The sequence below is a fragment of the Salinivirga sp. genome, assembly GCF_055145285.1.
The window spans coordinates 1-13,750 of sequence record NZ_JBSRDC010000034.1 but is presented as its reverse complement, the minus strand read 5'-3'; the positions used below and the strand labels follow the sequence as shown (position 1 = coordinate 13,750).

Sequence of the window (13,750 nt, the reverse complement as noted above, 5' to 3'; positions counted from 1 at the left end):
GCCTCGACAGGAATTTAGAACTGGTTTGGTCAAAATTTGTCACTTATGATTTTGATCCTGTGATATTGGGTTTCAGGTATTTTGAGCATTTTCAACGCAGGTTCATAGCTATTCAGACGCCTGCTACACAGTTTTTTAAGTTTGATGAGGATTTTAATTTTGTGGAGCAGCACAGAACTGTTACACAACTGAATTTTGAACCCATTAAATATACCGACCATAGCTTTCACTTTGCTAAAAGTGGTGGCTTTATTGTAGAAATAGATACATCATTTAATGAGATAGATACTTTATATCATGGATTTGGATTGCTCGCTTTACATGGAAATATAATGTCAAATGGAAAAGACGGTTATATAGTCACCTCAAAAACACTTGATAACTACACCTCAATCGATTTTAGAGATTCAACTTACCAGGTTTTGCAGAACTATCCGTATTTTGGACATAGCGACGATGATCCACGTTATACCTATTTTCGATCTATGGCGCCTAATCCGGATACTTCAAGAATATTTGCATCCGGGTACGTGCCAGTGAATCAGGCTCCACATCCTGTGCATCTCGGCAGTTACAATACCAATGAGATGTGGGTTTCATATCTAACGCCGGATTCTATGTTGTGGCACCAGTTTTATGCTGATAGTACTTACTACTATTTTTTAACAAATATGACAATGGGGCCAGACGGGTCCTTATATTTAGCCAGTTCGCGTTACGATGTAACCAATCAGCCTGATTACTCCGATGCTGTAATATTTAAATTTAATGCGGAAGGTGATATGTTGGTGGGTAATTCTGATGACCCGCCTATCTCAGATGCTCATAAGGTATACCCCAATCCGGGTAATGATTACCTGCAGGTTGAGCTGCCCAATTCGTCAAGATCAACCATGTATCTATACAACACCAGTGGAATACTTGTGGAGTCAGTAAATTTTCAAAACAGATGCCGATTAGGCACACAAGCCTTAACTCCGGGGATATATTTCTATCGCATTGTATCAGATTCAGGCAAAGTTTTTACAGGGAAATGGATCAGGCAATAAGGCAATCAATTTGGGGTATTTATTGTCTTTTCCCATTTTTTCATTAAGACTTCTTCATCCCTTTTTTGTTTCAATCCCCTGCTTTTTGTATTTTGGAGGCGTTTTCTGCACAGCGTTTTTTGATGGCTACTGATGTTTAAACGGTATTGAAACGAATCTTATACATATCATACGATGGAATGACTGACCCCCTCGGACAGTCACAGGTGCTTCCCTATTTGGAAGGACTTAGTCAAAAAGGCCATGAAATTACCTTGCTTTCTTTTGAGAAACCCAATCGCATCAAAACTCAGGGCAGGCATATTGAATCATTGTGTAAGGAGGCAAATGTAAATTGGGTTCCGCAAAAATACACGGCTACACCACCCGTGTTGTCAGCGCTGAAAGATTTTCGTACCATGAAATCCAGTGTCCTCAGATTGCAATCTGAGCACAATTTCGATATTGTACATGCCCGGGGTTATTTACCGGCAATGGCCGGTCAGCTTTTACAAAAAAAACATGGTGTGCAATTACTGTTCGATATGCGCGGTTTCTGGCCCGATGAGCGGGTAGAAGGGGGTATATGGAACAAAAAAAATCCGGTGTTTAATTTTGTATACCGCTATTTCAAAAAAAAGGAACAGCATTTATTTAAAACTGCTGATGCAGTAGTTAGTCTCACCCATGCCGGCAAGAATATCATTCAGCGTTGGCCTTTTATGCAATTGCAAAAAAGCGAAATTTCGGTTATTCCCTGTTGCGCAGATTTTAATCATTTTACACCAACAAACATTAATGTTTCAAAACAACAAGCTTTACGGACCCAATTGCATTTAACCGATGCGCATTTTGTGCTTTCCTATCTCGGTTCTATTGGCTCGTGGTACATGTTGCCCGAAATGCTGGATTTTTTTAAGGTTTTGCTGGAATTTAAACCTCAGGCCAGAATGCTTTTTATTACCCGCGATGAGGAACAAGAAATCAGGGCAGAGGCTGCGCGGAAAGGAATAACGCAGGAGCACATCATTTGCCATGGAGTTACCCGCGATGAGGTGCCTGATATGCTTTCGCTGAGCCATTTGTCAGTTTTCTTTATAAAACCTGTTTTTTCCAAACAGGCATCTTCACCCACCAAGCTGGCTGAAATTCTGGGAATGGGTATCCCAGCCATCTCCAATGCGGGAGTGGGAGACGTAGATTTGATTTACAAAAAGCATTTCCCTGAGTTGCTTGTTCAGGAATTTTCAGAAGCACAATACAGGCAAACGCTCAATAAATATTTTAATAACCCCCGGGTTGATAAGCAGCAACTTATTGATGTGGCCCAACAATATTTTTCCTTAACCGATGGTATTGAAAAATACCATGAAATATATTCGAAACTTTGAAAAAGCGCATTTTATATATTGTTCCGCACCGGATGAATCGTTCGCCCGGTCAGCGTTTTCGTTGTGAGCACTTTATTCCATATCTGCAATCGAGTGGATATGAAATTGAATATGCCAATTTGCTCAATGCCTGGGATGATCGGAATTTTTACAAACGACGGAACTATTTGTTAAAGCTTTTTATTCTCATAAAATCCTACTTGCGCCGCTCCAGACATGTTGCCCGTGCAGCAAATTACGATGCCGTGTTTATTTACCGGGAGGCATTCATGCTGGGGACTACCCGGTTTGAGCGTAAAATAAAACGCAAAGGGGTGCCTGTTATTTTTGATTTTGACGATGCTATTTGGCTTAACGACGTTTCTGATGCCAATAAAGAGCTGAAATGGTTAAAACGTCCTGAAAAGACAGGCGAAATATGTGCTTTATCAACGCTGGTGATTGCCGGAAACCAATATTTGGCCGATTATGCCAGTCGGTTCAATGATAATGTGGTGGTCATCCCTACAACTATAGACACTTCCTATCACAAACCAGTTGAGAATACTTCAGACGCAGCTTATGTTCGTATCGGCTGGACCGGGAGTAGTACCACATTAAAGCATTTTCGCCTTTTAATTCCGGTGTTACAGCAATTAAGAAACACGTACGGTGACAGGCTCAAATTCAGGGTAATTGCAGATGCACCGGTAATAGACGAGCGCATTGAGATTGAAAATATACCGTGGAAAGCCAAAGATGAAGTTCAACGATTAAACGAAATTGATATCGGCGTTATGCCTTTACCCGATGATGAATGGTCAAAGGGGAAGTGCGGATTTAAAGGCCTGCAATATATGTCGGTTGGCGTTCCTGCTGTGATGTCGCCCGTGGGGGTTAATACGGAAATTATTGAGCACGGAAAGAACGGGTTTCTCGCTGCAGACGACCAGGAATGGCTCCAAATACTCAAACAACTTATTGATGATGCTGATTTTCGGGAAAAAATCGGGCAAGCCGGAAGGGAAACCATTAAAGCACGTTATTCCATTGATGCGAATAAATCGGAATATTTAAAGTTGTTTGATGATATTGTGAAACAAAACCAATAAAATCGTTGTAAGTAAAATGTGTTTGAAGTGGAAAGTTAATGTTTGAACTTTCAAATCGTAAATTTCAATGGAGGCACAAGAAACCATAGCTAATGTCAATTGGTGGGAAGTTTCTTTGGGACTGGCAGGTGGCCTAGCGCTATTTTTATATGGGATGGTTCAAATGACCAATGGTCTTAAGGCCGTTGCAGGTAACCGGCTAACCAATTTTTTGTCTAAAATGACCCGCAACCGCTGGACTTCTCTTACAGCAGGGGCAGGTATAACTGCTGTAATTCAATCTTCTTCCATCACTACAGTGCTTGTCGTTGGCTTTGTATCGGCCGGATTGATGGAATTTTCCAAAACCCTTGGGATTATTTTGGGCGCCAATATTGGTACAACCATCACAGCGCAGATTATTGCATTTAAAATAACAGAATCGGCATTGCTTATTGTGGCTGTTGGTTATGTGCTAACCACCCTTACTAAATATCGCCGTTTAAAAGACTATGGTTTCATACTTTTTGGTTTGGGCCTCGTCTTTTTGGGTATGAACCTGATGACCCAGGCTACTATGCCACTTAGAAATTACGAACCCTTGGTGGAAGTGATGAAACATACGGCTCATCCGGTGTATGGAATTTTAATCGGTGCTTTTTTTACGGCGCTTGTTCAAAGTTCTTCAGCTACTACCGGTGTGGTAATTGTGTTGGCCTCACAAGGCTTGTTGAATATAGAAACAGGTGTGGCCATGATTATTGGCGCCAATATAGGTACATGTGTAACAGCTTTGCTTGCTGCTATTGGTAAACCAAGGCCTGCTGTACAGGTTGCCCTTGCCCATGTACTGTTTAACACTTTGGGCGCCATTGTTTTCGCATTTTTAATTCCGCAATTAAGCAGCCTCGTTGCAGAGGTTTCGCAAAATGATGTGGGGCGCCAAATTGCCAATGCACATACTATTTTTAATGTTGGAAATGCATTATTGTTTATAGGTTTTACGAAATCAACCGCCCGGTTGATAAAATGGTTGTTGCCCGATAAAAGCGCAGCATGTAAAGAACCGCTGCTGGATAGCTATTATTTACAGCATGCCGGCCTGGCGCTCGATATGGTGGAGAAAACATTGAAAGAGATGGGGCAGGACCTTGTTCAGATCGCAAGAGACAGCATTCCCGTGGCTATTCGCGGAACCCGTTCCGACCTGGATGATTTACGAAAAAGAGACGACATACTGGATTCATGGCACGAACGCATTTTGGCTTACATTAGTCAGATTCAACAAAAAGAATTGTCTGAGAAGGAGATGGAACGCGTACACCGGCAGACAGATATTGCGAACATAATAGAAAATGCAGGCGACCTTTACACAACAAGTGTGGTGGAGGCTGCGGAGCATCGTCTGAATCTTGGTTTTGAGGTAAGTGAGGAAACCCATAAAATGTTGCTTGATTTATACGAAAGTGCCAATGCAGCCCTTGCCGATGCAATAGTGGCTTTTCAGGATAGAGATAGGCAAAAGGCTGAATCTGTTACAGAGAGCAAGGAGCAGTTTTCTCAGGATCATGCCAGGGTACACCGGCATGTGTATGCACGACTTGCCGATTCTGAAACGCATCGAGTATCCATCATACGTTTCGAGGTGGAGTTGCTTGAGGTGGCACGGCGGCTGCATAGTTTGGCGCGCCGAATTGCACGGCGGGCTATTGGTGCAATAGAAAAGGATTCCAAAAAACAAGAATGAAGCCCTTTCCTATCGTCATAACATGTTTATTATCACTTAAATACAGTATGTTGATTACACCTTCTAATAAAGTTTTACTGCATCGTCATATTCAATGTCAAACGTAAGTCCATCCATACATTGGTTGTAGCGCTCTACCAGCTCATTTTGATCTCTGCCGCCAATAAAAATGTTGGCCAACTCAAAACTGTAACTGTCCTGCCCCTGCAAATCTTTAAGGTGAATACCTTCTTTTACCTGTACTTTTACCTCCAGGGAAGGGATGAACTTTTTCAGGATTTTAATCTCCGATTCAGTGGGTACTTTTTTAATTGTTCCGGGTTCGAACGTACGCAGCATAAAGTTGGCTGCCTTATTGAATTCCCCATTATTTCCCAGTGTTTTTGGTTTTTGTCCCAAAGCCAGGTTCAGCATGATGGAGTGGTGCGAAATACCGTGTATTTTTTCAAATATATCGGTGTGCGCCTGCGAAATACGCGGGTTAATCTCCAGGAAGTAAACTTCGTCGGCTGTGGGTTCGTAGAAATACTCAATGTTGAAAGGTGAATGGTCTAGCCCAAGTTGGTTTACTACACGCCGGGTTACATCGGCCATGCGGAATTGTATTTCCTGGGGAAGTGATGATGGATATTCATAACGCCCGAATGAAGAACGATCGCCTTCCCTGATACTGTCCACAATACCGTATACAACCACGTTACCATTATTTACATATCCTTCAACAGTACATTGATGGCCTGTAATCGGACTCTCGGCAATCATGCGTTCCTTCATATTGGCAAACTCTTCAGGCATGTTGTATTGTTTCATCAAATAGTTAAATGGCTCTGCCATAAAATCTATGTGCTTTTTCACCTCTTCCATGTTCTCACGAAATTGTGCTTCGCCATTGATTTTGTAGGCCAAAAAAGAACGGAACGACTTAATGGGCTTTACCCAATATGGTGTAATCATACCAATTTTTTCAAAAGCATTGTCATCGAATGGATCAAAAGCCTTAAACTGAGGAATATGTTCCGGAATTACTTTGCTTTGTTCGAGCCGGCTCCAGTATTTATTCTCACATTTGGTCATGGCTTCGAGCGAAGGCCCCGGCAAATTGTATTTTTCGGCAATTATGGGGACCAACATGGTTCCCGGGAAATCGTAATAACTGGCTACCGCATCAATTTTTCCATGTTTATCAATACGTTCAAAACACAAGTCGATCAGTTTTTCCATGTCAAACTGCTCTACGTTGCGCATTTCATGAATGTGCAATGCAGGGTGAAAATCGCAATACTCTGCTTCGGGTAATTTCTGTAATTTTTTGAGGTTAAAGTCATCTAACCCCACTATAAATACTTGTTTCTTTTCCATATCTTTTGATTAAATTTTGTTTATAATAAATCACGTTTAATTTGCTCATCCCATGATTTGCTAAACACGCGCACATCGCCGTGGTATGCATCAAGGGTGGCACGAATGATGAAATGGGTGCGCGTGCTTGTTAATACGGTTCGTGTAATTGTTTTTGCGAACCAGTCGTCCCGCTCAAAAGTACGTTCACTTTTTACTTCACCACGCACTGTGTCGTAATTGTTGTTTTTATACGAATATCGCTCCTGCACTTTTTTCTGAATGGTCCAGTTGATATCGTCCAGCCGGTATTTGGCATCGTTGTTTACCACATTCAAACTCACTTCGTTGTTGGCCATGTCGTGTTCTACCTTCCATTCGCGGTGGGCAGGTAAGAGGGTAGTGGTTTTCATCCCTTCTGTGGCTTCATGGGTGTCGAGGTCGCGCAAGTCGTTTTGGTCAAGTCCTTTGGCTCGTTCAGGAACAAAGAACAATGACTCACCGGGGTGAATTGTTAAACGCACAGGTTCGGGCGATGGCCAGGTCAGTGGCCAGTATGATGAGGATATGGCCAACCTCAGTTGATGACCCTTTGGAAACCTTTGAGCGATATAATTCATATCAACCTTAACTTTATACTTTTTACCGGGCTCCAGTTCCGAAGGGTTTTCATCGCTATCGCGATGCGTTAAATTCAGTACGCCATAAGTTACGCGTGTAGCTCTGCCATTGGGAGCTACATCTGACAAACGAACGGCTACCATTCCCACAGGCTTATCGCTGCTTAGGGTTAATTCAACCCGGGGAGCTCCAAGAATTTCCATGTCGTCTTCTAAGGGCAGGCTGTCGAATACAAGCGCTCCACCATCTTCTTCGCGCTGGTCGCTTGGTAAATCTGTAGTTGCCGAATATGAAAGCCATTTTCCTGCAAATAATCCTACACTTAGCGGGCTTTGTATGGTCATTTCTGGGATAAAATCATCGATTTCATTGGATTTGTCCAGTGTGGCGGGTTTCAGGTGGTATTTTTGCATGTGGATGTTGGGCGTGGGGTAATCTTTTTCGCCTACCCAACGTCCCGGGCGGCTACTTGATATGGGCGAAACCGTATCCTGCATCCACACACGGAGTTTGGGCTCTTTATCAATGCCGTTTTCTTCGTTTTTGAGCCATCTGTCCCACCAACGTCGGGTTTCATCAAGAAAGTCAATTTTAGGTCCGGGACTTCCGTGGTGCGGATATTTATGCCCCCATGGGCCGACCAGACCTTTTGTGGGCACATTGAGGTTTTCCAACAATCTGAAAATAGTATTCGAATATCCATCAGCCCAGCCACTTACCACATAAACGGGAGCTTTAATTTTATCGTAATTGAACATAACCGAGGCATGACGCCAATAATCGTCGTACAGCTGATGCTCGAGCCATTTTTTGAGCCACAAACCACTGCCTTCGAGACGCTCCATCCACATGTCGTACCATTTTTCGCCTACCAGCTCCGGGTCGGGCGGACAAGAGTTGTATGCAAACATGGTAGATGCCCAGCTCAGGTTATCTGTGAGTAAATTACCGCCCATGTAATGTACATCATCGTGATAGCGGTCGTCTGAAGAAGCAACAGAAACAACAGCTTTTAATTCCGGAGGTTGCAAGGCTGCCAGCTGCAGTCCGTTAAAGCCACCCCATGAAATACCGATAATACCCACATTACCGTTGCACCAGTCCTGTGCCCCAATCCACCGGAGTATTTCCACTCCGTCGTCGAGTTCACGTTGCAGGTACTCGTCTCGCAAAATACCTTCTGACTCACCGCTGCCGCGCAGGTCGACGCGTACACCAGCGTACCCATGCTGCGCATAAAGAGTGTATGTCTCTTCATCCCGAACCGCTTTAAAATCTCTTTTGCGGTAGGGTATGTACTCCAAAATTGCTGGTACAGGGGTGTGTGCTGCGCCATCGGGAATCCAAATTTTTGCCGATAGACGTACGCCATCCGACATGGGAATCCATGTGTGTTCAATTACTTTCATTTTCAGTTGTTTGTATCTTTGTTAGTTGTAGCTGTTAATTGTAAAAAACTGTCTGAAATTTACTGTATTTTTTTTATATAATGGATCAGTGTTAAATGATATTTTAGGGTCATTCTATTAAGGTGATGAATTTTTTATAGTGCTCAAACCTTTCAAAAATCTGGTTGACATATTTGAATGGTTCAATACCTCTCACATAACCGTATCGAATAATTTCCTTATTATAGTTTTTTGGATAACTCAGCGCCAGAATCATTGAATCGACATTGTTTGTCCACCTTTTGGGGTTCAGGTTATTGGCCTCAGCTAAACGTTGAGCATCTCTTACATGCTGGTAACCACAGTTATATGAAGCCATCGCAAACTTAATGCGTCGGGTTGTATCTTCTATCTGATTGAAATTGCCAAAGAGTTGTTTGAGGTACTTCGTACCACCCCGGATATTATCTTCAGGGTCGAGTCTGTTTGTTACACCCATCTCTTGTGCGGTAGCCGGCATCATTTGCATAAGTCCTTTAGCTCCTGCCCACGATTTTGCAGCGGGTTTAAAGCGGCTTTCCTGGTAAATTAATGATGCTAAAAGCCGCCAGTCCCAATTTAGGTCTTCTGCATTGCGTTTTATAATTGGGTCGTATTGGCTGATTTGATTTTTATTTAGGCTGTAGAAGTCGCTTTTAATGCGGCGCCTGAAGTCTCTCTTGTTTTTGAAATATTTGTTGTAAATGACGTAATAAACTGCATCTTTTCGCTCGTGTTTTATCCATTTATTCACAGAATCAAGCAGCTCGGGAGAGTTGTCTCTAACTGCCCAGGCTATGCGCTGCGAGAAACTCACAGGTACATCAATGTTTAATACCGGATAATAGGAGGCATTAATTTGCGCCAGGTTTTTATCTGCAATGGTGTATTTGATTTTTCCATCTACAACCATTTGTATTATTTCATCCGTAGAAAGGTTACCATTCAATGTATCGATGTGTATTTTCCCTCCAATTTCTTTAGAGAGGTTCTGCAGTCGCTTAAGGTACGATGAGTTTGCCCTCACAGCAACGGTGTCGCCAATAAGTTCTATGGCATCGTGTATGAGCGATTTTTGCGTTTCGGCCCAGGATAGCTGCCGCCAGTTATCGGGCTTTTTCTGTACAAGTACCTGTTGGGTAAGGTAAAGGTAATCGGTAAATGAGACTTTTTGTTTCCTTTCCGAGGTAACAGCAAGGCCATGGGCAACTATATCTACTTCGCCATTATTCAATGCTTCGAGCATGTTATTCAGGTTTTGAGTAACCTTAATCTCGATGTTTACATCTAATTGTTTACCTAACCGTTTTAAAAGCTCATATTCATAACCCATGGGTTGCCCCCTGTACAAAAAATAGCTTGTGGCGCTATAAGTAACCATGGCTTTTAATGTGTCTGAGTTTTTAATTTCTGTTAAATCGCGATTTACAGTTTTCTCCGGTTCTGTTTGAACCTGTTTGTTGCAAGACAGAAATACGATGGTAATACTCAGCCAAAATAGATATCTAAACATAAAGTGTTTTTTTTAGTGTTACGAAAGTTTAGCCATAATCAGACTTTGCATTCTGCTGGCTTCAAAATCCTCATATACATCAAGATAAACGAATTGCTACTATTTATAACAAATTCAGATGTAAATAGTTGATGTTACGATTTTATGAAAGCTGGTTTTAGCTAATGAGCTCTGCGTTGCGGAGCTTGCCTGAATTGATGAGCTTTCCAAGGTGTTTATTACCTAAAGCTTTTTGCATACTATCAATATGCTGGGGCCGGTGAAAATCTGAACCCAACAAATCTACAATATCTGCATTGATCATTTTTTCGGCCAATTTGCGTGTGGGCCGGCCATATTCATCGGCAAAAGAGTTGATGTTGAGTTGCAACCAAACACCGCGGTCTTTGAGTTTGTAGAATTGGTCAAAGTTGCGAAACCAGTAGCTGTAGCGCTCGGGGTGCGCCAATACTGGTATGTAACCGGCAGTTTGTATGCGGAAAATAATTTCGTTTAATATTTCGGGCGGGTTTAGGAACGACAATTCAAAAAGTAAGAACCTGTTATTAATGGTGAGGTGTGTTGTATTGTCAAAATTTTCAAAAAAGGGGTAATCCAGGTAATATTCAGCTGCTGCGTCAATTTTTACGGGTATTCCCTCCTTTTTTACAGCCTCGCGCACTTGTTCAAGCCCTTTGATTATGATTTCGGGGCTATTCGGGAAATAATCGCTCATGATGTGTGGTGTGGTGATGAGGTGTGTGTAACCTGCATCATGCAGCAGCTTAATAGACTGAATGCTTTCCTCCATGTCTTTTACACCATCATCAATACCGGGGATCAGGTGAGAATGCATATCGATTCCCACCTGCCCGAGGTCTGCCAGTTTTTTCTTTTGCCCGAATATTCCGAACATTTTTATCGGTCTTTATACATTTTGTCGTAATATGCCTGGTAATCGCCTGAAATTACATGCTTGAGCCAATTTTCATTGGCCATGTACCAATCTACGGTTTTTTCAAGCCCTTCGCTGAATTGCAGTGAAGGTTCCCATCCCAGTTCTTTTTCTATTTTATCAGAGTCAATGGCATAGCGTTTATCATGCCCTGCCCTGTCTTTTACAAACGTAATTAATGAGGCAGATGTTCCCGGTTCACGGTGCAGTTTTTTATCCATAATGCTGCAAAGTTCACGAATCAGGTCAATGTTGGTCCATTCGTTTTTGCCGCCAATATTGTATGTTTCGCCATTTTGGCCTTTGTGAAATACAAGATCAATGGCTGAAGCGTGGTCTTCCACATAGAGCCAGTCACGAATATTTTCTCCCTTTCCGTAAATGGGAATCTGTTTCATGTTTTTAATGTTGTTGAACGCCAGCGGAATCAGTTTTTCAGGAAACTGGTTTGGACCATAATTATTGGAGCAGTTTGTAATGACTATAGGTAAATTGTAGGTGTTGTGATAGGCGCGCACAAAATGGTCGGAGCTTGCTTTTGCGGCTGAATACGGGCTTTTCGGATCGTAAGCTGTGGTTTCGGTAAATAATCCCGTATCGCCCAGTGAGCCATACACTTCGTCTGTCGAAATATGATAAAAAAGTTTGCCTTCCATGTTGTCTTTCCATGCTGAGCGTGCGGCATTGAGCAGTGCTACCGTTCCAAAAACGTTTGTGCGGATAAAAGCCATGGGATCTTCAATAGACCTGTCCACGTGTGACTCTGCTGCAAGGTGAATCACACCATCAAATTTATATTTGTCGAAAAGTGCATTTACCGCTTTTTCGTCTGTAATATCGGCTTTCTCAAAAATATAGTTGGGTTTATCGTCAATGTCCTTAAGGTTTTCAAGGTTGCCGGCATAGGTGAGTACATCCATGTTTACGATGGTATAGTCAGGATATTTGTTTACGAAACGGCGCACCACATGCGATCCGATAAATCCTGCTCCCCCGGTTATAAGAATTGTTTTGCTCATTGATATAAATTTGTGTTCAACCTAAACTTTTTGGTAAACGAATCTCAAAGTAAATTATTTATTTTGAGTTATTCCCAAAATCCGCAGGCATATGTATTAAAAAATTATGAAATGCTTGCGAATTCGACAAAAGAAATCATCCTTTTTGCTTATACCTTCACCCAAACAGGTGATTTCCTAAGTCGGGGTTATCGAATATTACGCAACTTTTTCTCCCATTCCCAGGCTGAGGCCAATGTTTCTTCCAGTGTTTTTTCTGCTTTCCAGTTGAGCTCTTTTTCTGCATGTGCGGCATTGGCATAAATTTGCTCCACATCACCGGGGCGGCGGGGTGCCATGGCATAATTAAGTTTTACGCCTGTGGCGCTTTCAAATCCCTTAACCACATCGAGCACCGAAGCGCCTTTGCCTGTACCAAGATTGAAAATTTCGTAGTTGCTTTTGGTTTTTCCGGCCAGCTGGCGGTTAATGGCAGCCACATGGGCCTTTGCCAGGTCTACTACATTGATGTAATCGCGAATGCAGGTACCGTCCGGGGTATTGTAATCGTCGCCAAAAACTTTTAGCTGTCCGCGTAGTCCGGCTGCTGTTTGGGTTACAAATGGTACAAGGTTATTAGGAACACCTCTGGGCAATTCGCCAATCAGTGCTGAGGGGTGTGCACCAATGGGATTGAAATAGCGCAAGGCAATGCCCGAAAAATTTTCCTGAACAAGCGTAAAGTCCTGTATGATTTCTTCGCTGATGCGTTTTGTGTTGCCATATGGTGCCTCGGGTCGTATTACCGGTGTTTTTTCGGTTACAGGAAGTTGTTCCGGTTGCCCGTACACCGTACATGAACTTGAGAAAACAAGGTTTTGCATTTTGTGTTGGCCTGCAAACCACAACAGGTTCATCAGCGAATTAAGGTTATTCTCATAGTACATCAGCGGCTTTTCCACAGATTCGCCCACGGCTTTGTAGGCAGCAAAATGTATGGCTGCAGCAAAAGGAGATTCCTGCTCAAAAACTGTAGCAACCTCATCTTTTGCCGTCATATCTGCTTTGTAAAATTTAGGCTCTGTTCCGGTAATTTCAGCAATGCGTTGTACAACCTCCGCTTCAGAGTTCGAGAGGTTATCTACAATCACCACCTCAAACCCTGCCTCCTGGAGTTCAACAACAGTGTGAGAACCTATGTAGCCCGTGCCGCCAGTGACGAGTATTTTATTTTTATGTTTTGCCATTTGGATTGCTTTGTTTTGGTATAATGAAATTCAAAGATATAAATTATCGTGTTGTATGGAACGTTAAAATATAGCGTTTTTGTTGAGTATTATCGGAAGTCAGAATATTTGGTAATTTTTGATTCGTTTTTCAAATTACATCCACAAATCAGGAGTGAACTCTTAACATAGTTTAATCGCAAGGATTTAGGTTATGAGATAGTTGTTTACATTACATTGACAATTATGATGATGCAAGTTAGTTCCTAAATTTTTGTCACAAAAGTTTGCTCTGGTATTGCATTACCTAACTTACCACGCCATTCATGGTGTGGACTTCGATAATAATTAAAATCTGTAAGGCTTTAGCCGGGAAAAGTTGGTTGATTGTTTAATATAAAAAACCAAACTGCCCCATTTCACCACCATGGTGCAAGAAATTCTAAATTTTGCACTA

At 42.3% G+C, this 13,750-nt stretch carries 10 protein-coding genes; 4 read left to right on the top strand and 6 right to left on the bottom strand.

Going from position 1 to position 13,750, the window contains the following annotated elements; all coding sequences use genetic code 11:
* From ACTB0Y_RS07085 to ACTB0Y_RS07070, 4 genes are all read left to right on the top strand, one after another.
* A partial coding sequence (locus ACTB0Y_RS07085; protein WP_463206117.1) for a T9SS type A sorting domain-containing protein occupies positions 1-1,049 on the top strand: 1,049 nt, incomplete at its 5' end.
* 146 nt (positions 1,050-1,195) lie between these two features.
* Positions 1,196-2,419, top strand: coding sequence for a glycosyltransferase (locus ACTB0Y_RS07080; protein ID WP_463206116.1), 1,224 nt, complete (start codon positions 1,196-1,198; stop codon positions 2,417-2,419).
* Positions 2,416-3,510 carry a glycosyltransferase family 4 protein gene (locus ACTB0Y_RS07075; protein WP_463206115.1) on the top strand — a complete coding sequence of 365 codons (1,095 nt, stop codon included), beginning with the start codon at positions 2,416-2,418 and terminating at the stop codon, positions 3,508-3,510. Before ACTB0Y_RS07080 ends, ACTB0Y_RS07075 begins: the two co-directional genes overlap by 4 nt.
* A gap of 67 nt (positions 3,511-3,577) precedes the next feature.
* Positions 3,578-5,236 carry a Na/Pi cotransporter family protein gene (locus ACTB0Y_RS07070; protein WP_463206114.1) on the top strand — a complete coding sequence of 553 codons (1,659 nt, stop codon included), beginning with the start codon at positions 3,578-3,580 and terminating at the stop codon, positions 5,234-5,236.
* A gap of 63 nt (positions 5,237-5,299) precedes the next feature.
* Here the strand turns inward: ACTB0Y_RS07070 and ACTB0Y_RS07065 are convergent, their stop codons facing one another.
* From ACTB0Y_RS07065 to galE, 6 genes are all read right to left on the bottom strand, one after another.
* Entirely contained in the window at positions 5,300-6,595 is a 1,296-nt protein-coding gene (locus ACTB0Y_RS07065) for an ATP-grasp domain-containing protein (protein WP_463206113.1), read from the bottom strand.
* 20 nt (positions 6,596-6,615) lie between these two features.
* Positions 6,616-8,604, bottom strand: a complete 1,989-nt coding sequence (locus ACTB0Y_RS07060) for a CocE/NonD family hydrolase (RefSeq protein ID WP_463206112.1) — start codon at positions 8,602-8,604, stop codon at positions 6,616-6,618.
* Positions 8,605-8,713: 109 nt separating this feature from the next.
* Positions 8,714-10,135 carry an MltF family protein gene (locus ACTB0Y_RS07055; protein ID WP_463206111.1) on the bottom strand — a complete coding sequence of 474 codons (1,422 nt, stop codon included), beginning with the start codon at positions 10,133-10,135 and terminating at the stop codon, positions 8,714-8,716.
* A gap of 157 nt (positions 10,136-10,292) precedes the next feature.
* Positions 10,293-11,030, bottom strand: coding sequence for a tyrosine-protein phosphatase (locus ACTB0Y_RS07050; protein ID WP_463206110.1), 738 nt, complete (start codon positions 11,028-11,030; stop codon positions 10,293-10,295).
* Between the two features lie 2 nt (positions 11,031-11,032).
* The gene (gene rfbB / locus ACTB0Y_RS07045; protein WP_463206109.1) at positions 11,033-12,088 is read right to left on the bottom strand and encodes a dTDP-glucose 4,6-dehydratase; all 1,056 of its coding nucleotides are present in this window, start codon (positions 12,086-12,088) and stop codon (positions 11,033-11,035) included.
* Positions 12,089-12,276: 188 nt separating this feature from the next.
* Positions 12,277-13,314: a UDP-glucose 4-epimerase GalE gene (gene galE, locus ACTB0Y_RS07040; protein ID WP_463206108.1), complete on the bottom strand. Its 1,038-nt coding sequence runs from the start codon at positions 13,312-13,314 to the stop codon at positions 12,277-12,279.
* Between the last annotated feature and the right edge of the window lie 436 nt (positions 13,315-13,750).

Bases quoted from the DNA above. Each gene is read 5' to 3' on its own strand.
- ACTB0Y_RS07060 (WP_463206112.1), bottom strand. From the start codon at position 8,604: ATGAAAGTAATTGAACACACATGGATTCCCATGTCGGATGGCGTACGT.
- rfbB (WP_463206109.1), bottom strand. From the start codon at position 12,088: ATGAGCAAAACAATTCTTATAACCGGGGGAGCAGGATTTATCGGATCG.
- ACTB0Y_RS07065 (WP_463206113.1), bottom strand. From the start codon at position 6,595: ATGGAAAAGAAACAAGTATTTATAGTGGGGTTAGATGACTTTAACCTC.
- ACTB0Y_RS07070 (WP_463206114.1), top strand. From the start codon at position 3,578: ATGGAGGCACAAGAAACCATAGCTAATGTCAATTGGTGGGAAGTTTCT.
- ACTB0Y_RS07050 (WP_463206110.1), bottom strand. From the start codon at position 11,030: ATGTTCGGAATATTCGGGCAAAAGAAAAAACTGGCAGACCTCGGGCAG.
- galE (WP_463206108.1), bottom strand. From the start codon at position 13,314: ATGGCAAAACATAAAAATAAAATACTCGTCACTGGCGGCACGGGCTAC.
- ACTB0Y_RS07055 (WP_463206111.1), bottom strand. From the start codon at position 10,135: ATGTTTAGATATCTATTTTGGCTGAGTATTACCATCGTATTTCTGTCT.